This is a genomic window from Streptomyces sp. S3(2020) (assembly GCF_013044505.1).
In the GTDB taxonomy this organism is placed as follows: Bacteria; Actinomycetota; Actinomycetes; order Streptomycetales; family Streptomycetaceae; genus Streptomyces.
In genome coordinates, this window is sequence record NZ_JABERD010000062.1 from 1 (window position 1) to 22469 (window position 22469).

The 22469-nt window shown below is 70.5% G+C and carries 19 protein-coding genes; 5 read left to right on the forward strand and 14 right to left on the reverse strand.

Translation table 11 applies throughout. The features are described from left to right. Positions 1–537: 537 nt before the first annotated feature. The 3 genes from HLK59_RS20905 to HLK59_RS20915 form a co-directional block, all read right to left on the reverse strand. A complete protein-coding gene (locus HLK59_RS20905) occupies positions 538–1299 on the reverse strand; it encodes a GNAT family N-acetyltransferase (protein ID WP_240982551.1) in 762 nt (253 codons plus the stop codon). Between the two features lie 347 nt (positions 1300–1646). Continuing rightward, the gene (locus HLK59_RS20910; RefSeq protein WP_171143050.1) at positions 1647–3587 is read right to left on the reverse strand and encodes an IucA/IucC family protein; all 1941 of its coding nucleotides are present in this window, start codon (positions 3585–3587) and stop codon (positions 1647–1649) included. A gap of 483 nt (positions 3588–4070) precedes the next feature. Then, the gene (locus tag HLK59_RS20915; RefSeq protein WP_346779784.1) at positions 4071–5519 is read right to left on the reverse strand and encodes a diaminobutyrate--2-oxoglutarate transaminase family protein; all 1449 of its coding nucleotides are present in this window, start codon (positions 5517–5519) and stop codon (positions 4071–4073) included. Positions 5520–5875: 356 nt separating this feature from the next. Here HLK59_RS20915 and HLK59_RS20920 point away from each other — a divergent pair, with 356 nt between their 5' ends. Both HLK59_RS20920 and HLK59_RS20925 read left to right on the forward strand, forming a co-directional pair. Continuing rightward, positions 5876–7096: a hypothetical protein gene (locus tag HLK59_RS20920; protein ID WP_171143011.1), complete on the forward strand. Its 1221-nt coding sequence runs from the start codon at positions 5876–5878 to the stop codon at positions 7094–7096. Between the two features lie 163 nt (positions 7097–7259). After that, positions 7260–8462 (forward strand): hypothetical protein, encoded by a 1203-nt coding sequence (locus HLK59_RS20925; RefSeq protein WP_171143012.1) that lies wholly within the window; start codon positions 7260–7262, stop codon positions 8460–8462. 72 nt (positions 8463–8534) lie between these two features. Here HLK59_RS20925 and hflX read toward each other — a convergent pair whose 3' ends face one another. Then, positions 8535–10034, reverse strand: coding sequence for a GTPase HflX (gene hflX / locus HLK59_RS20930; protein ID WP_171143013.1), 1500 nt, complete (start codon positions 10032–10034; stop codon positions 8535–8537). A 137-nt stretch (positions 10035–10171) separates the two neighbouring features. Beyond that, positions 10172–11653 carry a M1 family metallopeptidase gene (locus HLK59_RS20935; protein WP_171143014.1) on the reverse strand — a complete coding sequence of 494 codons (1482 nt, stop codon included), beginning with the start codon at positions 11651–11653 and terminating at the stop codon, positions 10172–10174. Between the two features lie 88 nt (positions 11654–11741). Here HLK59_RS20935 and HLK59_RS20940 point away from each other — a divergent pair, with 88 nt between their 5' ends. Next, complete coding sequence (locus HLK59_RS20940) at positions 11742–12239, forward strand: hypothetical protein (protein ID WP_171143015.1); 498 nt, start codon at positions 11742–11744, stop codon at positions 12237–12239. Positions 12240–12286: 47 nt separating this feature from the next. On the opposite strand, the gene HLK59_RS20945 is transcribed toward HLK59_RS20940, so the two are convergent. The 4 genes from HLK59_RS20945 to miaA all read right to left on the reverse strand — a co-directional run bounded on the left by HLK59_RS20945 (position 12287) and on the right by miaA (position 17243). Beyond that, positions 12287–14416, reverse strand: coding sequence for an HD domain-containing protein (locus HLK59_RS20945; protein WP_171143016.1), 2130 nt, complete (start codon positions 14414–14416; stop codon positions 12287–12289). Positions 14417–14703: 287 nt separating this feature from the next. Then, the gene (dapF, locus tag HLK59_RS20950) at positions 14704–15573 is read right to left on the reverse strand and encodes a diaminopimelate epimerase (RefSeq protein ID WP_171143017.1); all 870 of its coding nucleotides are present in this window, start codon (positions 15571–15573) and stop codon (positions 14704–14706) included. Positions 15574–15692: 119 nt separating this feature from the next. Then, the gene (locus HLK59_RS20955) at positions 15693–16196 is read right to left on the reverse strand and encodes a hypothetical protein (RefSeq protein ID WP_171143051.1); all 504 of its coding nucleotides are present in this window, start codon (positions 16194–16196) and stop codon (positions 15693–15695) included. Between the two features lie 108 nt (positions 16197–16304). Continuing rightward, a complete protein-coding gene (miaA, locus tag HLK59_RS20960) occupies positions 16305–17243 on the reverse strand; it encodes a tRNA (adenosine(37)-N6)-dimethylallyltransferase MiaA (RefSeq protein ID WP_171143018.1) in 939 nt (312 codons plus the stop codon). A 182-nt stretch (positions 17244–17425) separates the two neighbouring features. Between miaA and HLK59_RS20965 the strand changes: the two genes are divergently transcribed. Both HLK59_RS20965 and HLK59_RS20970 read left to right on the forward strand, forming a co-directional pair. After that, positions 17426–17713, forward strand: coding sequence for a hypothetical protein (locus tag HLK59_RS20965; RefSeq protein WP_171143019.1), 288 nt, complete (start codon positions 17426–17428; stop codon positions 17711–17713). A gap of 24 nt (positions 17714–17737) precedes the next feature. Next, positions 17738–18004 (forward strand): antitoxin, encoded by a 267-nt coding sequence (locus tag HLK59_RS20970; RefSeq protein ID WP_171143020.1) that lies wholly within the window; start codon positions 17738–17740, stop codon positions 18002–18004. 63 nt (positions 18005–18067) lie between these two features. On the opposite strand, the gene HLK59_RS20975 is transcribed toward HLK59_RS20970, so the two are convergent. Genes HLK59_RS20975 through HLK59_RS20995 form a run of 5 tightly spaced genes read right to left on the reverse strand, consistent with a single transcriptional unit; the run spans position 18068 to position 22444 of the window. Continuing rightward, positions 18068–18829, reverse strand: a complete 762-nt coding sequence (locus HLK59_RS20975; protein ID WP_171143021.1) for a class III extradiol dioxygenase subunit B-like domain-containing protein — start codon at positions 18827–18829, stop codon at positions 18068–18070. A gap of 9 nt (positions 18830–18838) precedes the next feature. Beyond that, the gene (locus tag HLK59_RS20980) at positions 18839–19129 is read right to left on the reverse strand and encodes a hypothetical protein (RefSeq protein ID WP_171143022.1); all 291 of its coding nucleotides are present in this window, start codon (positions 19127–19129) and stop codon (positions 18839–18841) included. 42 nt (positions 19130–19171) lie between these two features. Beyond that, the gene (miaB, locus tag HLK59_RS20985) at positions 19172–20695 is read right to left on the reverse strand and encodes a tRNA (N6-isopentenyl adenosine(37)-C2)-methylthiotransferase MiaB (RefSeq protein ID WP_171143023.1); all 1524 of its coding nucleotides are present in this window, start codon (positions 20693–20695) and stop codon (positions 19172–19174) included. A 58-nt stretch (positions 20696–20753) separates the two neighbouring features. Next, positions 20754–21413, reverse strand: coding sequence for a response regulator transcription factor (locus HLK59_RS20990; RefSeq protein ID WP_171143024.1), 660 nt, complete (start codon positions 21411–21413; stop codon positions 20754–20756). Next, positions 21410–22444, reverse strand: coding sequence for a sensor histidine kinase (locus HLK59_RS20995; RefSeq protein WP_171143025.1), 1035 nt, complete (start codon positions 22442–22444; stop codon positions 21410–21412). Before HLK59_RS20995 ends, HLK59_RS20990 begins: the two co-directional genes overlap by 4 nt. Between the last annotated feature and the right edge of the window lie 25 nt (positions 22445–22469).

The following is a 22469-nucleotide window of genomic DNA, read 5'->3' on the forward strand; positions in this document are numbered from 1 at the left end:
GATGGGTTCGACGGGGGTCGGAATGAGGCGGTTCGGGGTCGCTCTTGGCCTACTTTGAGGTGGGGTCGGTTCGGGTGCGAGAGAAGTGCGTCGGATGCGGTCCGGATCAGTCAGTTTCGGGCGGGATCAGTCGGCTGTGCGCAAGCCAGTCGGACGGTTGCCCGCGGACCGGACGGGCCGGACGGACCGGACGGGTGCAGACCGGTCAGGCGCTGACCAGTCGGCCGCGGGCCGACTGAGAGCAGGCCGGCTGAGCGCGGACCGGCAGGGCCCGGACTCGCAGGGCGCGACCGGTCGAGCGGTGTCGGTCGAAGGCGAACCTGCGAACAGGCGGCCAGCGCCGACCCAGGACACCCGGCCAGGGCCCGGCCCAGCACCTCCCCTCCACAGCGATGTCGCTCCGGCTTGCCACCGGACCGGAACCAGCTCGGAATGGGCTCGGAATCGGCTCGGAATCGGCTCAAAGAATGTGCGGCGCGAATGGGAACCGAGCCGGTACGAGCGGTGTACCAAAAGTGACACTGCCGCGACGTTGTGTCACATCAGATCGCGCAGGCATCGGTCTCGGACCATGAGGGCGGCCCGCTTGTCGGGCAGCTCGACCTCGGCGGAGAACCGGAAGCCGGCGCTCAGGAAGGCGGAGACGGAAGGGGTGTTTCGCATGGCGGGTTCGGCGATGACACGGGCACAGGCAGGGCGCTTGTCGAGCGCGAGGTCGGCGACGGCTCGGAGCAGTGCGCTGCCGAGACCGCGGCCACGGTCCGTGACCGCACCGATGAGAAGGTGGATGCCCGTGTCATGAGGTCGGGCGGGATAGTGGCGGGCCAAGGGATCGAGGTCGGCCCGGTAGATCTCCCAGTAGCTCATCGGCGTGCCGTCCAGGACGCCGAGGCAGGGGACGCTGCGGCCATCTCCGCCGAGTTGGGCATGCACGTGGTCCGCGGCCAGGCTCCGGGGGCCGGACAGTTGCCAGAACTCCGCGACGGCGGGGTCGTTCATCCAGCGGCTGATGAGCGGAAGGTCCTGTTCGGCCTGTACGGGGACGAGGTGCAACTCCCCCACGGGTGTGGCCACAGGTCCCCAGTCGGCGACACCGTCGAGGAGGTCTCCGCAGGCCCGGGTGGTCGAGCCGGACCCTGCCGCACCGCGCCGGCCGCACCGTTCCTCACCGCATCGTTCCTCACCGCATCGTTCCTCACCGCATCGTTCCTCACCGCATCGTTCCTCACCGCATCGTTCCTCACCGCTGTCGGAGGCTTCGTCCGCGATGAGTGCGAGGAGTTCGTCGGGCAGGCGCAGCTCAAGGGTGTCCTCGCTGTCCGAGCCCCAAGCTGGATCGGCGTCAGTACCCCGGACGGGATCGGTATCGGCACCCCGGACGGGATCACGATCGGCATCCCGCACAGGGTCGGCATCGGCGACGCTCAGGCCGATATCGACGGCGGTGCGGCGGTTGTCCAGGCCGGGGTTGGGACAGGTGCCGGCATCGGTGACGGGGACGGTACCGGCGTCGGCACGCGCGTCGGTGGGAGACACGGCGACGCTCCTCTCAGGAGACGGGTCGGGGCATGTTCCTCAGGAATGAAGGGGGTTGACGGTGATCACGAACGAAGGAGCGCCGGGGATGACGCGATACCCGACGGTGATCACGAGTGCAGGGGGTTGGCGATGGTGACGTACACGGACTGGGTGTCGACCGGACCGACGAGCTCATCGAGGCCATGCAGGCGGGTCAGGAGGTTGGCCTTGCAACGAAGAACGGGCGAGTCGAGCAGGCGGGCAGGCAGTGAGGTGCGCAGCGGGGCAGGTCCGGAGGCTGCCTCGCTCAGGAAGCGGCGGAAGGCGGCGAGCAGCAGACGTTCGTCGGCGAGGCGCTGGGAGCCGAAGGCACCGATGAGACCGAGGACGTTGTTGATGCCGAGGTAGTACGCGAAGCGCTCGTCGGTCACCTCGTCGGAGACGAATGTGTCGCTGTACTCGCCGATTCCGGGAAGTCTGGCGTCGAGTTCCGTGCGTCGGGACTCTCGGAAGTAGTAGCCCTGGTTGTCCCGGTAGCGGCCGCCCACGGGCCAGCCGTCGCCGTCCAGTTGGACCAGCGTGTTCTGCTGATGCGCCTCCAGGGCGATGCCCGCCTCCGCGTCGAACCACAGCACCGGACGCACGACCTGCTCCAGATAGCGCAGGAACCACTCCGCGGCGACGGCACCCAGCGGTCGACCGGTCCGGCCGGCGAGGCGTGTCACGACATCGGCGAGACGGGAGCGCATGGTCAGCGGGTCGGCCGTCCCACCGCCCTCGGTGCCGCCCGCCTGAGGGCAGGGCCTGGGCGAGACGAGCCCGGCCACGCAGGAGACATCGTCCGTAGAACGGAAGGGGTTGTGCCGGATCATCACGTCGAGTCCCGGCACAGGGCTGCCGTCCGGCCCGTCCACGGCCAGCCAGGCCGGGTCGCGGACGATATCGAAGCCGGGGTGAACGGCCTGCCACCGCTCGGCGAGCCCGCTGCGCAGAAGACGGTGGACCTCGACGCCTCGGTGGAGTTCCTTACGGAGGTTCTCGCGACGGGAGTTGGTGATGCGCAGCCCCAGCGAGAGCTTGAGCATGGCGAGGGCACCAGTGCGGTACACGGTGCGGACGGAGGAGGTGGGGTGCCACGCGGAGCCGAGTGCTCCGAGATCCCTGAGCAGTCCGGCGTCGAGCAGGGCCGCGGTCGCGGGATGGTGCCGGACTTCGCGCAACTGCCAGGGGTGGAGCGGCAGAGCCGCGTGACCGTCGGGCAGGGGCAGTCCGTTTCCCGCGAGGCGTGCTGTGAGTTGTGCCGCCGGGATGAGGCGTCCGCGTTCGGTCCAGGCCGAGTCGGTGGCGAGTACGGAAGGAGCGACGGCGATCCAGTGGAGGGGGAAGGAACCGTGCAACTCGGGTGAGTAGAGCGGCGCTTCGGCCTCGGAGAGACCCTCACGGCTCTTCGGGGCGGGGTGCAGCGGGTGTCCGAGCACCAGGGCCTGTTCGGCGGCGAGGAAGAGATCGGCCTTGTCGGAGGGATGTCTTCTGCGCTCGTCGATGAAGGTGCCGGTGCGGCGCACGGAGTCGGCGACGCGTGCGACGAGGTCGGTGCCGTCGGTGCCGTTCCTGGGCGTGGAGGTGGCTCGGCCTGCCGAGGAGGCGACGGCGGCCGGCTCAGTGACAGCGGCCAGCCCAGTGGAGGGGGCCGGGCTGGAGATCGCGGCTGACCCAGTGAGAGGGGCCGGGCTGGAGACCGCGGCCTGGGCACGGGCCTCGGGACTTCCTCCCGACGTCTCCCTGGTCAGCAGTGCCGCGACCGTGACGGCGTCGACGGGCGGGGAGTGTGGGGGAACGTCAGCCAGGCGGGCAGTGCCGAAGCGGTGCCAGCCTGTTGGGGACCAGTAGTGGACGGGGGCCAGCAGAGCGGTGCCGCTGGCGGGCAGGGGGATGCGGAGGGTGCCGTCGGCAGGAGCGGGGAGGTCGGCTTCGCGCACCCAGCAGCGGAGCAGGTTCTCCACGGCTGCGGCCTGGGCCGCGGTGTGCGGGTCGGGATGGTCCAGGGGTTCCGTGGCGGTGCTCCACAGCCGATCGACGCTCTGGCGGTTCCCCGGCGTGGAGGTCCCACCCTGGCCAGGAACATGGCCCGGAACTCGTTCCTGACCTCGGCTGTCGCCCCCGACGGAAGCCTTCCCTTCCTGTGGACCCCGTCCCTGTTCCGGAACCCGCTCCTGCGGGCGCGGGGCCGCAGCGGCCGTCGGTCCGGACTCGGGCTCCGGCTCGGGCCCGGACCCGGAACCGGGCTGCCGGAGAGTCTCCGTGGCGCAGGCGCCTCGGGCGGGTGGGTGGACCAGGCCGTCGGGTGCGGAGGTGCTGTTCAAGGCTGTTCCTCGTGAGCGGGTTCTGGGTCGTGAGAGCAGGCCGGGGTCATGTCGGGGTCTGTGAGTGCGTCGGTCGGTGGTGAGTCGAGTGGGGGTGTGATGCCGTTCCGGAGTTGGAGGAGTGAGTCGGGGTTGGTTCAAGTGGCGATGTGTGTATGGGTGCTCGGACGAGGCACGGCCGCGCCCGTGTCATCGACCGGCGGCCTGTTCCACGCGTGCGGAGCGATCGCCGTGACGGTGGTGCGCGGCCAGGCCGGCGTGACCCGATGGGTCCGTCTGGCGGTGCGAGGTGTGGCCGCGAGCCAACGTCTCCACGGCGTCGGACAGCCGGTCGAGCACCGCGTCCGCCTGCTCGTCGCTGATGGTCAGGGGTGGGAGGAGGCGCACGACGCTCGTGTGGCGGCCGCCGAGTTCGACGATGAGGCCGCGTCGCAGACACTCCCGCTGGACGGCGGCGGCGAGTTCGGGGGCAGCGGGATGGGGATCGGTAGCCGCACTCTCGGTAGCCCCGTACCGGCCGGCATCGGCCTCGGCAGGCCCGGACCCCGTCTCGGGATCCACCAGTTCGACCCCGAGCATCAAACCCCGCCCCCGTACCTCCCCCACACACGCAATCCGTCGTTCCAGATCCCGGAGTCGGCTGAGCATCCGCGCTCCCAGCACCGAGGCGCGCTCGGCGAGCCCGTTCTCGCGGACGTAGGCGAGCGTCGCGGTGCCCGCGGCCAGGGCGAGTTGGTTGCCGCGGAACGTGTCGGTGGGCGCGGCGCGTTCGAAGGGGGCGAGGTCGTCGCGGTGGACCAGGACGGCAAGCGGCAGGCTGCCACCGATGGCCTTGGAAAGGATCATCACGTCGGGGGTGATGCCGCTGTGCTCCACCGCCCAGAAGGCGCCGGTGCGACCGACACCCGTATGGATCTCGTCGGCGATCAGGGGGATGGAGCGGGCCGCCGTGATCTGCCGCATCCGCCGCATCCAGGCGTCCGGTGCGGGGATGACTCCGCCTTCGCTCTGTACAGGTTCGACGATCATCCCGGCAGGACCCGGGACACCCGACTCGGGGTCGTCGAGGAGGGACTCGGTCCAGCGGGCCGCGAGTTCCGCGCCGCGAGTGCCGCCGACACCGTACGGGCAGCGGTAGTCCTGCGGATAGGGCAGCCGTGTGACACGGACGTCGGCCGCCTCCTCGGATGCTTCGAGGGCCGTGGTGGTGATGCCGTGGCGGGAGCCGGTGAAGGCGAGCATGCCGGTGCCCCCTGCTGCTCGCACGAGCTTGAAGGCCGCCTCCACCGCGTCCGTGCCGCCCGGTCCGCAGAACTGCACGCGTGCGTGGTCGGCGAGACCGGCCGGCAGGGTGTGGAGCAGCTCGGTGACGAAAGCGTCCTCGGCGGGGGTCGCCAGGTCGAGAGCGTGCAGCGGCGCGCCCGAGTCGAGGACCTTGCGGATGGCCTCCAGCACCACGGGATGGTTGTGCCCGAGGGCCAAGGTTCCCGCACCGGAGAGACAGTCCAGGTAGCGTCGGCCGTCCGCGCCCTCGATGGTGAGTCCGCGCGCCCGCACGGGCACGATCGGCAGGGCACGCGCATAGGTGCGCGCCGCCGACTCGCGTGCCGACTGTCGGCGCGGACTCCCCTCGGACACGCACCCGCCGTACGAAGACTCGGCCACGTCTCGCTGCCCTCCCGCCGTCGTCCCACGCCCACGGGCGAGCCGAAGTCGCACCACGGGCACAGGGGACCGCCCACGGACAGCAGGCCCCACGGCTACCAACCCCGGACGGTTCACCCGGTTACGGGTTGCCTCAAGATCCTTGCCGTGACGGAACCGTTGCCGTTCCGTCGGGAGTCCCCCACAGCGAGCGCATAGTGTGTGTTGCCGTTCCAAGAGGCCGTGCGCCCACAGGAGATCGGCACCGGACGGACCAGAGCCGCCGGGGGTGTCGATGTGGGGATCACGGCCGCAGCGCCCAGTTCGTTCACCTCAGGGGGAGTCAGATCATGCGATCCATACGGCCGTTGTCCACCGTCCACCGGGAAAGGGGGGCGCGCCGCAGAACCTCCCCCGTGCTGGCCGCCGTCGCTCTCGCCTCGGCGCTCGCGCTCACCGCGACCGCCTGCGACTCGGGGGACGCCGAGGCAGGCGGCGGGTCCTCCGCCTCCGCCACGTCGGACGACGGGAAGATCACCATCCCGGACGACATCAAGGACCGGCTCAAGGAGCACGGGATCGACGTCGACAAGTGGAAGGACGGCGCCTGGAAGGACTGGAGCAAGGACGACTGGCTGCGCGAGGCCGAGGACTACATCAACCCGATCATCGAGGGCCTGTGGGACCCGGACCGGATGCGGGAGGCCGAGGAGCCGGACCAGGGAGTCGACGACAGCGACCTCGACGGTGACCAGGGAGTGACCGACCCGGAGCCGGCGCCGGTGGACGCGAAGGCCGTGTCGCCTACGTATCACGACAGTGTCCCCGAGGCGGGCAAGGTGTTCTTCGACTCCCCCGAAGGACAGATGGTCTGCTCGGCAACGGTCGTGCAGGACCCGGCCAACCCCGGCAAGTCCAACATGGTGTGGACGGCGGGCCACTGTGTCCACGCGGGCAAGAGCGGCGGCTGGTACCGCAACATCGCGTTCGTGCCGTCGTACAACGACAAGGGCCTGGCCACCGCGGAGTTGGAGAGTGCCTCCCGGGAGGAGGTCGCTCCGTACGGCGTGTGGTGGAGCGACTGGGCGCAGACCTCGGACCAGTGGATCGAGCAGGGCGGCACGACGGGCGGTGACGGTGCCTCGTACGACTTCTCCGTGCTCCATGTGACCCCGGAGGAGGGCGGCAGCGGCAAGTCCCTGGAGGAGACGGTCGGTTCGGCTCTGCCGGTGGACTTCAACGCTCCGGCCGCGACGAAGATCCAGAACATGACGGCGACCGGATACCCGGCGGCGGAACCCTTCGACGGCCAGACGCTGTACCAGTGCCAGGACAAGCCCGGTCGGCTCTCGCTCAGCGCCTCGGACCCGACGATGTACCGCATCGGGTGCACCATGACGGGTGGCTCGTCCGGCGGCGGCTGGGTCGCGACCGGTTCGGACGGCAAGCCCGCGCTGGTGTCCAACACCTCGATCGGCCCGGTGACCGCCGGCTGGCTGGCCGGACCGCGGCTGGGGGAGGTGGCCAAGGGCGTGTACGACTCGGTCAGCGACAAGTTCGCCGGTCAGTAGTGCTCGCGGCGGTGAGGTGGACCGGGAACCTTCACCAGCTCACCGCCGTTCGCCCTCAACTCCACGGGCATAGTGGGGTGTCACGCGGAGAGGCATCCACACGGACGGACCTCTTGCGCTGACAAGCACATGACACAGACGTTCCAACGGGGGTTACCGCACCATGCGTTCCACACGTACGTCCGCGACACCGAGCCGCAGGCGACGCACCGCTCTCGCCGTCACCGGTCTCGCCGCCGCCCTGGCGCTGACCGCGACCGCCTGCGAAGGCTCGGACACGGCGAGCGACAAGCCGGACGCCACCGCGTCCCAGGCCGCCGACAGCGGCAACGACAAGGTCCAGATCCCCGCCGACCTCGCCGACAGGCTCAAGGAGCACGGCATCGACGTCGACCAGTGGAAGGACGGCGCCTGGAAGGACTGGGACAAGGACAAGTGGCTCAGTGAGGCCAAGGACTTCGTCAACCCGGTGATCGAGGGCCTCTGGAAGCCGGAGCGGATGAAGTCCGCGAAGGAGGCCAACAAGACGTACTCGACGAAGGACGCGGCGGCCGACGCGGGCGTCAGCGACCCGGACCCGGCGCCCGTCGAGGCCTCGGCCGAGAAGACGCCATACCACGAGAACGCGGCCCCGGTCGGCAAGATCTTCTTCGACACTCCCGAGGGAGCGGCCGTCTGCTCGGGCACCGTCGTCAAGGACGTGAACCACCCGGGCAAGTCCAACCTGGTGTGGACGGCAGGCCATTGCGTGCACGCGGGCGACGGCGGCGGCTGGTACCGCAACATCATGTTCGTCCCGGCCTACAACGACTACGGCAAGTCCGAGGCGCAGCTGACGAATTCCGACGCCACCGAGATCGCGCCGTACGGCCAGTGGTGGGCGGACTGGGCGTCGACGTCGAACGAGTGGATCGCCGGCGGCTCGGAGACCGGCGGTGCCGGTGCCGCGTACGACTACTCGGTGCTGCATGTGAAGCCGGAGTCCGGTGCCAAGTCGCTGGAGGAGACGGTCGGGGCCGCGCTGGACGTGGACTTCTCCGCCCCGTCCGCGACCGAGGTCGCCAAGATGGGTGCCTGGGGCTACCCGCAGGCGGCGCCGTACAACGGTCTGAAGATGTTCAAGTGCATCGACCAGCCGGGACGGCTCTCGCTCAGCACGACGCTGCCGACGATGTACCGCATCGGCTGCACGATGACCGGCGGTTCGTCCGGCGGCGGCTGGTTCCGGGTGGTGGACGGCGAGACCAAGCTGGTCTCGAACACGTCGATCGGCCCGGCCGACAACACCTGGCTGGCCGGCCCGCAGCTGGGCCAGGAGGCCGAGGCGATCTACCAGAGCATGAGCAAGACGTACGGCGGTCAGTGACCGGAACATGATGAAGGCCCGCCCCCTGCGGAGGGGGCGGGCCTTCACTGCGTTCCTGAAACGCTACGGCCGTCAGGCGACCGATACCGGCACCGGAACGTACGGCGCGAGATCCGCCGCCAGCTCCTCGTGGACCCGCACCTTGAGCAGGGTGCCCTCCGGGGTGTGCTCCTCGGAGATCACCTCGCCCTCGGTGTGGGCGCGGGCGACGAGCTTGCCGAGCGTGTACGGCACGAGCGCCTCGACCTCGACCGACGGCCGCGGCAGCTCGTTGTCGATGAGGGCGAGCAACTCCTCGATGCCCTGGCCGGTACGGGCCGAGACCGCGATGGAGCGCTTCTCGATCCGCATCAGCCGCTGGAGCGTCAGCGGGTCCGCCGCGTCGGCCTTGTTGATCACGACGATCTCCGGCACACGCGTGGCGCCCACGTCCGTGATCACCTCGCGTACGGCGGCCAGCTGCTCCTCCGGGTTCGGGTGCGAGCCGTCCACCACGTGCAGGATCAGGTCGGACTCGCCGACCTCCTCCATGGTGGAGCGGAACGCCTCGACCAGGTGGTGCGGCAGGTGGCGTACGAAGCCGACGGTGTCCGCCAGCGTGTACAGCCGTCCGCTCGGGGTCTCGGCCCGGCGCACGGTCGGGTCGAGGGTCGCGAACAGGGAGTTCTCGACCAGCACACCGGCGCCCGTGAGGCGGTTGAGCAGCGAGGACTTGCCGGCGTTGGTGTAGCCCGCGATGGCCACGGACGGCACCTTGTTGCGCTTGCGTTCCTGGCGCTTGATCTCGCGGCCGGTCTTCATGTCCGCGATCTCCCGGCGCATCTTCGCCATCTTCTCGCGGATCCGTCGCCGGTCCGTCTCGATCTTGGTCTCACCGGGACCACGGGTGGCGAGGCCGCCGCCCTTGCCGCCGCCCATCTGACGGGACAGCGACTGACCCCAGCCGCGCAGTCGCGGCAGCATGTACTGCATCTGCGCGAGCGCGACCTGCGCCTTGCCCTCTCGGGACTTGGCGTGCTGGGCGAAGATGTCGAGGATCAGGGCCGTACGGTCGATGACCTTGACCTTGACGACGTCTTCGAGATGGATGAGCTGGCCCGGGCTGAGCTCACCGTCGCAGATGACCGTGTCGGCGCCGGTCTCCAGGACGATGTCCCTGAGCTCGGTGGCCTTGCCGGATCCGATGTAGGTGGCCGCGTCGGGCTTGTCGCGGCGCTGGATCACGCCGTCGAGCACGAGCGCGCCGGCGGTCTCCGCGAGGGCGGCGAGCTCCGCGAGGGAGTTGTCCGCGTCCTGCGCGGTCCCCGTGGTCCAGACGCCGACGAGCACGACCCGCTCCAGACGGAGCTGGCGGTACTCGACCTCGGTGACGTCCTCGAGCTCGGTGGAGAGGCCTGCCACGCGGCGCAGGGCCGCGCGCTCGGAGCGGTCGAACTGGTCGCCGTCCCGCTCTCCGTCGATCTCGTGGCTCCAGGCGACGTCCTCTTCCATCAGGGCATCGGCCCGAAGACCGTCGGGGTGTGTGTGCGCGAAGCGCTGCGAGTCCTGGGAAGGGGATGAAGAGGAGGTCATTGGGTCCTTACGTCGTTGGGGATGCCGGTTCGCCCGCCGTCACTGGTGACAACGCACGAGCACTCCGGGAGATTCCCGTGTCCCGTGCCGCGCCGACCTGAAGATGGTCGCACGGCACGGCCCGTCTCGTCATCGCCTTATTTCGCGGCTGCCCCACTGGGTGCGGCCGACTTCCAGTCCGGGTGGCCCGGCATCGGCGGGGTCTTCTCGCCGTAGAGCCAGTCCTGGAAGAAGCCCCCCAGGTCGCGGCCCGAGATCTCCTGGGCGAGCGCGACGAAGTCGGCGGTCGTGGCGACGCCGTCCTCGTGACGGCTCACCCAGGCCCGCTCCAGGTCCTCGAAGGACGGGCGGCCGATCTCCTCGCGCAGGGCGTAGAGGATCAGCGCGGCGCCGTCGTAGACGTTGGGGCGGAAGATGCTGATCTTCTGGCCGGGGTTCGGCGCCTTGGGCGCGGCCGGCGGTCCGCCTGCGGCGCGCCAGCGGTCGGAGGCGCCGTAGGCGGCCTTCATCCGCGTCTCCATGGGCTTGTCGGCCTTCTCCTCGGCGTACAGGGCCTCGTACCAGGTGGCGTGTCCCTCGTTGAGCCACAGGTCGGACCAGTTGCGGGGGCTGACGCTGTCGCCGAACCACTGGTGGGCCAGTTCGTGCACCATGATCGACTCGACGTACCACTTGGGGTAGGCGGGCTCGGTGAACAGGTCTCTCTCGAAGAGAGAGAGGGTCTGTGTCTCGAGTTCGAAGCCGGTGTCGGCGTCGGCCATGAGGAGGCCGTACGTCTCGAAGGGGTAGCGGCCGACCTTGCCCTCCATCCAGGAGATCTGGTCGGGGGTCTTCTCCAGCCAGGGTTCGAGCGCCTCACGGTGCTTGGTGGGCACGACGTCTCGGATCGGCAGTCCGTGCGGGCCGGTGCGGTGCAGCACGGTGGAGCGGCCGATGGACACCTGGGCGAGCTCGGTGGCCATGGGGTGTTGGGTCCGGTACGTCCACGTGGTCTCGCCGGCGACCCGGTCCACGCCGGTCGGCAGGCCGTTCGCGACGGCGGTGTAGCCGTTGGGCGCGGTGACCCGGATCGTGAACATCGCCTTGTCGGAGGGGTGGTCGTTGCACGGGAACACCAGATGGGCGGCGTCGGCCTGGTTGGCCATGGCGAGCCCGTCCGTGGTCCGCACCCAGCCGCCCTCCCGGTCCTCGCCGGACACGGGGTCGCTGGTGTGCTTCACGGTGATCCGCATCCAACTGCCGTCGGGCAGCGGTTCCTCGGGCGTGACGACCAGGTCCTCTCCGGCGCCGGTGAACGCGGCGGGCTCGCCGTCCACCTCGACCGACTCGACCTTGCCGTGGGCGAAGTCGAGGTTAATGCGGTCCAGTTCGGTGGTCGTCCAGGCGTCGATGGTCGTGACGGCCTGAAGCGGCTTGCTGTTGGAGCCGGGATAGGTGAAGGAGAGGTCGTACGACGCCACGTCGTACCCGGGGTTGCCCAGGTGCGGGAAGAGGCGGTCACCGACGCCCAGCGGGGCGGCGGGCGCGCTCGCGGCGACGAGACAGACGGAGACGGCGGAGGCGAGCAGCGCGGCCGCCTTCAGCCGGCGAGGGCTCCTGGCGTGGGGGGTGAGCAGCATGCACCACGGCTACCAGCGCGCGCGTGCCGTGCGGCGACGACTCGCGCCCGGCCCACCCGAACGGGTAACGGCCTGGTTGGATGCGGGCATGGACGTGCACGAGGAATCCGGACTCACGAAGGCGCTCTGGAGCGACGCCGATTTCGAGCAGATGGGGTGGCACGACGTCACCGTGCACGGCATGTACGTACAGCGAACCGATGACGTGCTGCCGCGCCTGCTGTTCGATCTCGACTACCTCACGCGCTGGGTCCATCCGGTCCCGCCGGAGACGTACTTCAGCTTCTGGATCGCGCCGTCGACGCTCGTCTTCGACGACGTCTGGGATCTCGAAGGGGATCTCGACTTCAAGGGCCTGGGCGTGGACCTGGAGATCGACGCGCTGCACCGGCTGACACCTCAGGACGACCGGCCCGGGTGGTCCGATGTGCCGCTCTGGCACATGGAGGGGCAGGCGTTCGATCTCACGTTCCGCGCCCCCGGCTTCCGCCAGTACGTACGGCAGCCGCCCCGTCTCTCGTCCCGCCTCGTCCTGGGCCACGCCGAGCGCGGCGGCTGCTCCTTCGCCGAGACGGCATTCGCGTAGCAGTCGCCGAGACGGCATTCGTGTAGCTGTTCGGTAGGACGAGCCGGTCACACACCCGTCGTCTGCGCCCGGCTCACGTCGTACACACCCGGGACGTTCCGCATCGCCCGCATGAGCGCGGGCAGCAGTGCCGCGTCCGGGAGCTGGACCGTATAGGTGTGGCGGACGCGCTGCTGGGTGGGGGGTTCGACGGTCGCCGAGACGATCTCCGCGCCTTCGAGTGCCATGGCCTCGGTGAGGTCGGCGAGCAGATGGGGGCGGCCGAACGATTCGGCGAACAGCGTGACCCGGCACTCCGTGGTGTCACCCCAGCGCACGTCGACCTCCGTGCGCCCCGCGTCCTTCATACGCGCCACCGCGGCGCATCCGACGCGGTGCACGGTGACCACTCCCCCGCGCACGGCGAAGCCGGTGATGTCGTCGGGCGGTACGGGCGTGCAGCAGCCGGCCAGCCGTACGGTCGCACCGGGCGGGTCGACGAGGACGTCGGCGCTGGTCGGGCGGGCGGCCGGACCGTCCGCGACCGGCGCTTCGGCGGCGGCCCGGGGCGCCGGCTCGCGCTCCTCGACCTCGTGCGACGCCTCGTTCGGCTCCTCATGCGTCGGGTGCGTCGCGATCCACCGCTGGATGGCGATCCGCGCGGCAGGCGTGTGCGCGTGCTCCAGCCACTCTCTGGAGGGCTCGGAGGCCGGGTCCTGGCCCATGAGGAGCTGGACGGTGTCGCCGTCCCGCAGAACGGTGCTGAGCGTCGCAAGCCGGCCGTTGACACGGGCACCGATGCACGCGTGCGCGTCCTCGCCGTACTGCTCGTAGGCGGCGTCCACACAGGTCGCCCCCTCGGGGAGACCGAGGGTGCCGCCGTCGGGCCGGAAGACGGTGATCTCGCGGTCCTGGGCAAGGTCCTCGCGCAGGGTGGACCAGAAGGTGTCGGGGTCGGGTGCGGCCTCCTGCCAGTCGAGGAGGCGGGAGAGCCAGCCGGGACGTGTGGGGTCCTCGCGCTCGCCGTCGGCGGACTCCTCCGATGGAGGAGCGTAGGGATTGGCGAGCGCGACGACGCCGGCCTCGGCGACCTTGTGCATCTGGTGGGTGCGGATGAGGACTTCGGCGACCTGGCCGTCGCCGCGGGCGACCGCGGTGTGCAGCGACTGGTACAGGTTGAACTTCGGTACGGCGATGAAGTCCTTGAACTCCGAGACGACGGGCGTCAGACAGGTGTGCAGCTCGCCGAGTACGCCGTAACAGTCGGCGTCCTCGTTGACCAGCACCAGCAGCCGACCGAAGTCGGCGCCGCGCAGCCGGCCGCGCTTGCGGGAGACGCGGTGCACGGAGACGAAGTGCCGGGGACGGATGACGACTTCGGCCTGGATGTCCGCGTCGCGCAGGACACCGCGCACCTCGTCGGCGATCTCCGCGAGGGGGTCGTCCGCGCGGGAGGCGTTGTCGACGATCAACTCCCTTGTGTGCTCGTACTCCTCGGGGTGCAGGATCGCGAAGACCAGGTCTTCCAGTTCGGTCTTGAGCGCCTGGACACCGAGCCGTTCGGCGAGCGGGATGAGGACGTCGCGGGTGACCTTGGCGATGCGCGCCTGTTTCTCGGGGCGCATCACGCCGAGGGTGCGCATGTTGTGCAGCCGGTCGGCGAGTTTGATCGACATCACCCGGACGTCGTTGCCGGTGGCGACGAGCATCTTGCGGAAGGTCTCGGGCTCGGCGGCGGCGCCGTAGTCGACCTTCTCCAGCTTCGTCACACCGTCGACGAGGAAGCGGACCTCCTCGCCGAACTGCTCCCGCACCTGATCGAGCGTCACATCGGTGTCCTCGACCGTGTCGTGGAGCAGAGACGCCGTCAAAGTCGTGGTCTCGGCGCCGAGTTCGGCGAGGATCAGGGTCACGGCGAGCGGGTGTGTGATGTACGGCTCACCGCTCTTGCGCATCTGGCCGCGGTGCGAGGACTCGGCCAGGACGTACGCGCGGCGCAGCGCTTCGAGGTCGGCGTCGGGATGATGGGCGCGGTGGGCCTCCGCGACGTGGCCGATGGCGTCGGGCAGCCGGTCGCGGGCGGCCGGGCCGAGCAGGGCGGCGCGGCCCAGGCGGCGCAGGTCGATCCGCGCCCGCCAGCGGGCCGCAGGTCCTGTTACCGGACCTGGGGTCGCGGGGTTCGTGGCCTCCGCACTCATGGGCACCTCCGGCTGCGTTAACCGGCGGACGGGGTGCCCCAGGGCGGACACGGCTCAGGGGATGGCATCAATCCCCCGTCCGGGCCGGTGCTTGATGCTACCGAGCCCACCACGCGCGGCTGACCGCCTCTCGTCGAGCGTGAAACGGATCACCCATTCGAGCGACGGTTCCGAGGTTTACGATTTCGCGCCAGCTGACCTGCGGTTCTCCGTCGTTTCGAATCGCCGCGGACACCTGGAGCTGCGGATCCCAACGTCCGAAGTCGCCGAACCCATGATTCGCGCGCTCAGCGGACCGCGTTTTCCAGCCATTCCGATTCGATCTCGCCCTCTGCGACGATCACCGCGGGACCGGTCATCTCGATCTCGCCGTCGGGCCGCTCGGTGATCACGAGGGTGCCGCCGGGCACATCGACGGTGTAGGTCACCGGCGTCCCGGTCACGGCCGGGTCGGTTCCGTCCCTGCGGGCGGTGGCCACGGCGACGGCGCACGCACCCGTGCCGCAGGACCGGGTCTCGCCGGAGCCGCGCTCATGCACGCGCAGGGCGACGTGACGGGGGCCACGGTCGACGACGAACTCCACATTGACCCCGTCCGGGTAGGCGGCGGCCGGGCTGAAGGGCGGCGGGGAGTAAAGGTTGCCCGCGTGGGCGAGGTCGTCCACGAAGGCCACGGCGTGCGGGTTGCCCATGTTCACGTTCCGCGCGGGCCAGCTGCGCTCGCCGACGCTCACGGTGACGTCCCCTTCGGGGAGCCGGGCCGTGCCCATGCCGACGGTGACGTCACCGTCCTTCGCGAGGTGCACGGTCTTCACGCCCCCGCGCGTGGCCACGGCCAGGTCACCCTCGGTGATGTGTCCGGCGTGCTGGAGGTAGCGCGCGAAGACGCGTACGCCGTTGCCGCACATCTCCGCGACGGAGCCGTCGCCGTTGCGGTAGTCCATGAACCACTCCGCCTCGGCGGCCATGTCCTGCGCCTCCGGATGGGCGGCGGATCGCACCACGTGCAGCAGGCCGTCACCGCCGATGCCGGCACGGCGGTCGCACAGGGCGGCGACGGCGGCCGGGGGGAGGTCGATGACGTTCTCGGGGTCCGGGACGATCACGAAGTCGTTCTCGGTGCCGTGGCCCTTGAGGAAGGCGATCCGCGTGCTCATTCCTCGATCGTACGGGGTGGGTACGACACCGGGTCACGGACGGCCGTACAGCGTCGCACGCGTACGTGGCCGTACGGCGTCGCACGCGTACGCACGTCACGCCACGCGCGCGTGGAGGTTCAGCGCAGCCGGGCCACGCGGAACACGGCCAGCGCGATCACCGCGGCCACGACCACGACGTACAGCAGCACCACACGCCAGTCGGGACGCCGCCCGGAGCCCCGCTGCGGCAGCCCGGGCCACGTGTAACCGACCCGGCGGGCGGCCATCATGCCCCACCCTGCCGCGCAGGAGCAGATCAGCAGGCCCAGCATGGCGATCACGGCCCCGCTGTCGCCGAAGTCGAAGGCCAGCGGGAAGGCGAACATCAGGGAGCCGACCGCGGCCAGGGCGACGATGGGCGCGAGCTGCCAGATGCGCATCCGGCGCTGCGGGCGCAGCTCGACCTCGACCTCCGGTCCGCCCGCGAACATCTCCTCGGGCTCGGGACCGTCGGCGGTCACACCGCCTTGGGTGTCGTCGGGCCCGTCGGGGCTCAGACGGTCCCCATCCTGCTCCGGTTCACCGCCGTCTGCGGTGAGGGGCTCGGTGTCTTGTGCGGTGTCGCGAGGGCCGGCCTCCATCGCCACGCGCCCTCCCAACTCGGACTCCACTTGGTCGATCGAAGCTCGATGATGGCACGGCGCCGGAGGGCCGGATGACGGCCTGAGCGTCCCGATGCCAGGACGTGATCAGGCTGTGACCGGTCGTTCGACCAACGCCAGCGCCAGCTGCGGAAGTTCTGTGAGATCCGCCGCAGCCCCACTCAACCAGTGCACCCGCGGATCGCGCCTGAACCATGAATCCTGGCGGCGCGCGAAGCGCTTCGTGGCACGGACGGTCTCGTCCCGCGCTTCCTCGATCGTGCACTCCCCGGCGAGCGCCGCGAGCACCTGCTGATACCCGAGCGCGCGCGAGGCCGTACGCCCCTCGCGCAACCCGTGCGCCTCCAGCGCCCGCACCTCGTCCACCAGGCCCGCGTCCCACATCCGGTCGACCCGGCGCGCGATGCGCTCGTCGAGCTCGGGGCGGGCGACGTCCACGCCGATCTGGAGGGTGTCGTAGACCGAGTCGTGGCCGGGGAGGTTGGCGGTGAAGGGCTTGCCGGTGATCTCGATGACCTCCAGGGCCCGGACGATCCGGCGACCGTTGCTGGGCAGGATCGCCTGACCGGCCTCGGGGTCGGCGGCGGCCAGGCGCGCGTGCAGGGCGCCGGAGCCGCGGAGCGTGAGCTCCTCCTCCAGGCGGGCCCTGACCTCGGGGTCGGTGCCGGGGAACTCCAGGTTGTCGACCGCGCCACGGACGTACAGCCCCGAGCCGCCAACCAGGACCGGCCAGCGTCCCTCGGCGAGCAGCGCGTCGATGCGCTCGCGCGCGATGCGCTGGTACTCGGCGACGGAGGCCGTGACGGTCACGTCCCAGATGTCCAGAAGGTGGTGCGGGACGCCGTCGCGCTCCTCGGGCGTCAGTTTGGCGGTGCCGATGTCCATCCCTCGGTACAGCTGCATGGAGTCGGCGTTGACGACCTCACCGCCGAGACGTCGGGCCAGGAAGACGCCCAGATCGGACTTTCCGGCCGCGGTCGGTCCGACGACGGCGATGACGCGGGGGGCGGGGGGTGCGCTGCTCACTGTCCCAGTCTCGCAAACGTCGGGGCATGGCCTCGAACGAGTTACGTGACGGCACGCGTACGGGGTCGTTGCCTGTTGCGAGATTTTCGCCGCCGGTTTCGAGGGGCGGCGCACCGGGTGACGCAAACGGACGCACCGGGCAACGCGGGATTTCGCCCGCACGAGTAACGTATGGAGTGGATATGGGCGTTTTCGCACGACTTCTCCGGAGGTCAAAGGCTGCGGAGGAGGCGTCAACCGCCGAGGCAGGGGCCGCCGCACCGACGGCCGAAGCCGAGGCGGAGCAGGCGGCAGAGGCGAAGGAGTCGGCCGAGGCGGAGACCACCGCCGCGACCGACGCCGGGGACACGGCAGAGCCGACGGCGACGGAGGCCGTCGATGCCGGTGCCGCCGAAGGCGTCGACATTCCCAAGCAGCAGTCCGCCGAGGAAGCGGCCGACAGCGAGGCCGGCGAGGGCGCCCGCACGTAACTGCCCCGCGCGGGAAGGTGAACGATGGGTCTCCTGGACAATTTGAAAGCCAAACTCAGCCCGGCCAAGGACAAGGTGTCCGGCCTCGCGCAGCAGCACGGGGACAAGATCCAGCACGGTCTCGACAAGGCCGCGAAGGTCGTCGACGAGAAGACCAAGGGCAAGTACAGCGACAAGATCCAGACGGGCACGGGCAAGGCCAAGGACGCCATGGACCGACTCGCACACAAGGACGACGGCACGGGTGGCGGCACGACCACGCCCCCGTCCTCACCGCCGCCCACTTCCTGAACGGCACACCGGCGGACGGCCGCGGGGCCTGAGCCTCCCGGCCGTCCGCCGTCTCCGGGGTGGTCAGGACCAGGTCGCGACCAGGTACCCCACACCGTAGGGCGCGTCCTCGTACAGGAGCCGCCCGCCGAGGCCCGCCCCCTCGGCCGCGCCCGCGAGGACCTGCCAGGGGGCCCGCCCGGACACCTTGAGCTCGTACGCCAGCTCGGCGTCGAGCGCTTCGAGGGCCGCCACGTCCGCCGCCCCCAGCGCCCGTGCGACCTCCGCGTCGAAGGGTGCCGCACGCTCGTCGAGGTAGCCGGGTGACTTGAGCGTGCGACAGGCGCTGGCGTCCCCCATCACCAGCAGCGCCACGCGCTCGGCCCGCGCGGCGATTTCCCTTCCGACTTCAGTACACCGCTCGGCGGCCAGAGGTTCCCCCACGCCGAGTCCCTCGATCGGGGCGTCCGCCCAACCGGTGCGTTCCAGCAGCCACGCGGCCACGGCGAGGGAGGGCGGAAGCACCCGCCCGGACGCGGCGCCCGCGCCCGGAGCCGAGGGGATCGTGTCCGCGCCCGGAGCCGAGGGGATCATGCCCGCGCCCAGCCTGACGTCGAGCTCCACGCCGAAGCCGCGGAAGGAACCCGCCGTGCCCTCCGGATGCGTACCGCGCCCGCTCCGCTCGGCCGGTCCGAGGACCACCAGCAGATCGGGCCGGGCGGCGGCGAGCACCCCGAGCGCGTCCGTGCACGCGGTCCGGGCCGCGTCCAGCTCGGGCGCGGCACCCGCGGCGACCTCGGGCACGAGGAGCGGCGGACAGGGGCACACAGCGGCGGCGACAAGCATGATCGGAGCCTACTGCCAGGGGTTCGGCTCGGTGTCGGTGCTCCACGCCAGTTCGGCCAGGCGGTACAGCACGTGGTGCGTGGAGATCTTGCCTTCGACGGTGACGAAGTACTCGTACCCGTCGCCGATCCGGTAGACCTTGCGGCTCTTCTGCCGCAGCCCGGTCCGCGGCCGGTGGGTGCAGGCGAGCTCGTACAGCCTCGCGCGGGCCCGTTCGAGGGTGTCCTCGATGTGCTCCACCTCGTCGAGGCTGTACGACTCCCCGTAGCCGGACTGCACCACGACCACCCAGCGCGGCATACCTCGCCCCATTCCTCGTCGGTCGACGAGTATGACGTGGGCTCAGTCGACCGCGCAGCCCCCCGTCACGGCCGGCAGCGGCTCCGGTACACCGATCTTCGGCAGCCCCAGCAGCACGCCCGCCGGCTTCGCCGCCTCGGCGGCGTTCCGCTTCTCCCAGGCGTCACCCGCGCGCGTGCGGCGGACCTTCAGGACCTCGCCCTCGGCGAGGAGGTGGTGCGGGGCGGCGTAGGTGATCTCGACCGTGACGACATCGCCGGGGCGGACTTCCCCGTCCGGCTTGGTGAAGTGGACCAGGCGGTTGTCGGGGGCGCGGCCGGAGAGGCGGTGGGTGGTGCCGTCCTTGCGGCCCTCGCCCTCGGCGACCATGAGGTCGAGGGTGCGGCCGACCTGCTTCTTGTTCTCCTCCCAGGAGATCTCCTCCTGGAGGGCGACGAGACGCTCGTAGCGCGCCTGGACGACCTCCTTGGGGATCTGCCCGTCCATGGTCGCCGCGGGGGTTCCGGGGCGCTTGGAGTACTGGAAGGTGAAGGCGTTCGTGAAGCGGGCCTCGCGGACCGCGTGCATGGTCTGCTCGAAGTCCTCCTCGGTCTCGCCGGGGAAGCCCACGATGATGTCGGTCGAGATCGCGGCGTCCGGCATGGCGGCACGCACCTTCTCGATGATCCCGAGGAAACGCTCCTGCCGGTACGAGCGGCGCATCGCCTTCAGCACGGTGTCCGAGCCGGACTGCATCGGCATGTGGAGCTGCGGCATCACGTTCGGCGTCTCGGCCATGGCCGCGATCACGTCGTCGGTGAAGTCGCGAGGGTGCGGGGACGTGAAGCGCACGCGCTCCAGGCCCTCGATCTTCCCGCAGGCCCGCAGCAGCTTGCTGAACGCCTCGCGGTCGCCGATGTCGGAGCCGTACGCGTTGACGTTCTGCCCGAGCAGCGTGATCTCGGAGACGCCCTCGCCGACCAGAGCCTCGATCTCGGCGAGGATGTCGCCGGTACGGCGGTCCTTCTCCTTGCCGCGCAGCGCCGGGACGATGCAGAAGGTGCAGGTGTTGTTGCAGCCGACGGAGATCGACACCCACGCCGCGTACGCGCTCTCGCGCCGGGTGGGCAGCGTGGAGGGGAACGCCTCCAGGGACTCGGCGATCTCGACCTGCGCCTCCTCCTGCACGCGCGCGCGTTCCAGCAGGACGGGCAGCTTGCCGATGTTGTGCGTGCCGAAGACGACGTCGACCCAGGGTGCCCGCTGCACGATGGTGTCGCGGTCCTTCTGCGCCAGACAGCCGCCGACCGCGATCTGCATCCCGGGGCGCCTGGTCTTCATGGGGGCGAGGCGGCCGAGGTTGCCGTACAGCCTGTTGTCGGCGTTCTCACGGACCGCGCAGGTGTTGAAGACGACGACGTCCGCGTCGCCGTCGGAACCCTCCGGCGCCTTCACATAACCGGCGCCTTCGAGCAGCCCGGACAATCGCTCGGAATCGTGGACGTTCATCTGGCACCCGTAGGTGCGCACTTCGTAGGTCTTGGAAGAGGAGACGTCCACTGCCTGGCTCCGGTCGATGCTGCTCATGTGACAAGGGTAGGCGGTGCCGGAAGCGGCTCCGGTCGTCCTGTGGACAACCGGGTCCTCAGGGCTCGATCAGCCCGGCCCGTATCGCGTACCTCGTGAGTTCGAGGCGGTCGCGCATTCCCAGCTTCTGGAGCAGGTTCGCGCGGTGGCGTTCGACCGTCTTCGCGCTGATGAACAGCAGCTCGCCGATCTCCTTGGACGTGTGCCCCTCGGCGACGAGCTTGAGGATCTCCTCCTCGCGTTCGGTGACGGCCCGCTCGGGCAGGGAGTCGCCACGGTGGAGGCGCTCCAGGTAGGAGCGGACGAGGGCGCGTTCGGCGCCCGGGTAGACGAACGGCCGGTCGCGGACGGCCGCGCGGCACGCCTCGACCAGATCGCGGTCGGCGACGGACTTGAGGACGTAGCCGCTGGCCCCGGCCTTGAGGGCCTCGAAGAAGTACTGCTCGTTGTCGTACATGGTCAGGATGAGAATGCGCAGGTCGGGCAGGCGGCGGGAGAGCTCGCGGGCGGCCTGGAGGCCGGTCATCCGGGGCATGGCGATGTCCAGGACGGCCAGATCGACGTCACGCGCGCGTGCCAGCTCGACGGCCTCCGCCCCGTCACCGGCCTCGGCGACGACCGTGAGGTCGTCCTCGCCGTCGAGGATGAGGCGGACTCCTCGTCGTACGAGGGTGTGGTCGTCGGCGAGCAGAACCCGCACAGGGGTGCGTGGGGTCATCGGTGTCCTCCCACGCGCAGGCGTACGTCCGTGCCCCCGCCCGGTGCCCCGGCGACCGTGAGCTCCGCTCCTATCAGCAGCGCACGCTCGCGCATGCCCCGTATCCCCGCCCCTTCCGTGGCCTCGCCCAGACCCCTGCCGTTGTCGCGGACGAGCAGTTCGACACCGCCGTCGATCTGCTGGAGGCGGACCTCGGCGTGGTCGGCGGCGGCGTGCCGGGCGGTGTTGGTGAGGCCCTCCTGGGCCACCCGGTAGAGCACGAGTTCCGACTCCTCGGTCAGGGGCGGCAGTCCGCCGGGGACGCGGTGGCGCACGGTCAGACCATGGGCGCTGAACTCACCGGCGAGCGAGCGCAGGGCGCTGGCCAGGCCGAGTTCCTCCAGGACACCGGGGCGCAGCCGACGGGCGATGAACCGGATCTCGTCGAGCCCCGCGCGCGTGGCCTCCTGGGCCTGGCCGACCTCCTCGCGCAGCCCCTCGGGAGCCCGGTCGGCGACCCGCTTGAGCTGAAGGAGGACCGCGGTCAGGGTCTGGCCGACCTCGTCGTGCAGCTCTCGCGCGATCCGGTGGCGCTCTCGCTCCTGCGCGGACAGGGCACGGGCCGCCCCGGCGGCACGTTCGGCCTCCAGCCGGTCGAGCATCGTGTTGTACGTCGTGATGAGCTCGGCCGCTTCGGCGGGACCGGCGACGTCCGCGCGGGCGCCGGGCCGCAGCAGGTCGGCGGTGGACATGGCCCGGCCGAGCCGCTTGAGCGGAGCGAGGCCCACCCGCAGGACCAGGGCGTTGGCGACCAGCAGCAGGGCGAGGCCGATGAGGACGACCAGCGCCTCGGCCTGTCTGATCGGCGTCGACACGGTGACCGGGCCCAGCAGCAGCGCGGCGGCCACGACCAGGCCGGCGGCGTTGAGCGAGAAGATCCGCCAGAACAGTGACACGTGCGTCTTCTCGCCCTCCTCGCCCCTCCCGCATGATCCTTCCCTGACCAGCTTCACCGCCCGGCGCCGGTCGCGCATATCCGTGGCAACACCCATATCGCCACCGTACGGGCCGATGGCA

What these genes read in the sequence shown, in the direction of transcription:
- dapF (WP_171143017.1), bottom strand. Translation starts at nt 15,573, where the DNA reads ATGAGCACGCGGATCGCCTTCCTCAAGGGCCACGGCACCGAGAACGAC.
- HLK59_RS20940 (WP_171143015.1), top strand. Translation starts at nt 11,742, where the DNA reads ATGGACGTGCACGAGGAATCCGGACTCACGAAGGCGCTCTGGAGCGAC.
- HLK59_RS20955 (WP_171143051.1), bottom strand. Translation starts at nt 16,196, where the DNA reads ATGGAGGCCGGCCCTCGCGACACCGCACAAGACACCGAGCCCCTCACC.
- HLK59_RS20935 (WP_171143014.1), bottom strand. Translation starts at nt 11,653, where the DNA reads ATGCTGCTCACCCCCCACGCCAGGAGCCCTCGCCGGCTGAAGGCGGCC.
- HLK59_RS20970 (WP_171143020.1), top strand. Translation starts at nt 17,738, where the DNA reads ATGGGTCTCCTGGACAATTTGAAAGCCAAACTCAGCCCGGCCAAGGAC.
- miaB (WP_171143023.1), bottom strand. Translation starts at nt 20,695, where the DNA reads ATGAGCAGCATCGACCGGAGCCAGGCAGTGGACGTCTCCTCTTCCAAG.
- hflX (WP_171143013.1), bottom strand. Translation starts at nt 10,034, where the DNA reads ATGACCTCCTCTTCATCCCCTTCCCAGGACTCGCAGCGCTTCGCGCAC.
- HLK59_RS20980 (WP_171143022.1), bottom strand. Translation starts at nt 19,129, where the DNA reads ATGCCGCGCTGGGTGGTCGTGGTGCAGTCCGGCTACGGGGAGTCGTAC.
- HLK59_RS20975 (WP_171143021.1), bottom strand. Translation starts at nt 18,829, where the DNA reads ATGCTTGTCGCCGCCGCTGTGTGCCCCTGTCCGCCGCTCCTCGTGCCC.
- HLK59_RS20990 (WP_171143024.1), bottom strand. Translation starts at nt 21,413, where the DNA reads ATGACCCCACGCACCCCTGTGCGGGTTCTGCTCGCCGACGACCACACC.
- HLK59_RS20995 (WP_171143025.1), bottom strand. Translation starts at nt 22,444, where the DNA reads ATGGGTGTTGCCACGGATATGCGCGACCGGCGCCGGGCGGTGAAGCTG.
- HLK59_RS20920 (WP_171143011.1), top strand. Translation starts at nt 5,876, where the DNA reads ATGCGATCCATACGGCCGTTGTCCACCGTCCACCGGGAAAGGGGGGCG.
- HLK59_RS20925 (WP_171143012.1), top strand. Translation starts at nt 7,260, where the DNA reads ATGCGTTCCACACGTACGTCCGCGACACCGAGCCGCAGGCGACGCACC.
- HLK59_RS20945 (WP_171143016.1), bottom strand. Translation starts at nt 14,416, where the DNA reads ATGAGTGCGGAGGCCACGAACCCCGCGACCCCAGGTCCGGTAACAGGA.
- HLK59_RS20965 (WP_171143019.1), top strand. Translation starts at nt 17,426, where the DNA reads ATGGGCGTTTTCGCACGACTTCTCCGGAGGTCAAAGGCTGCGGAGGAG.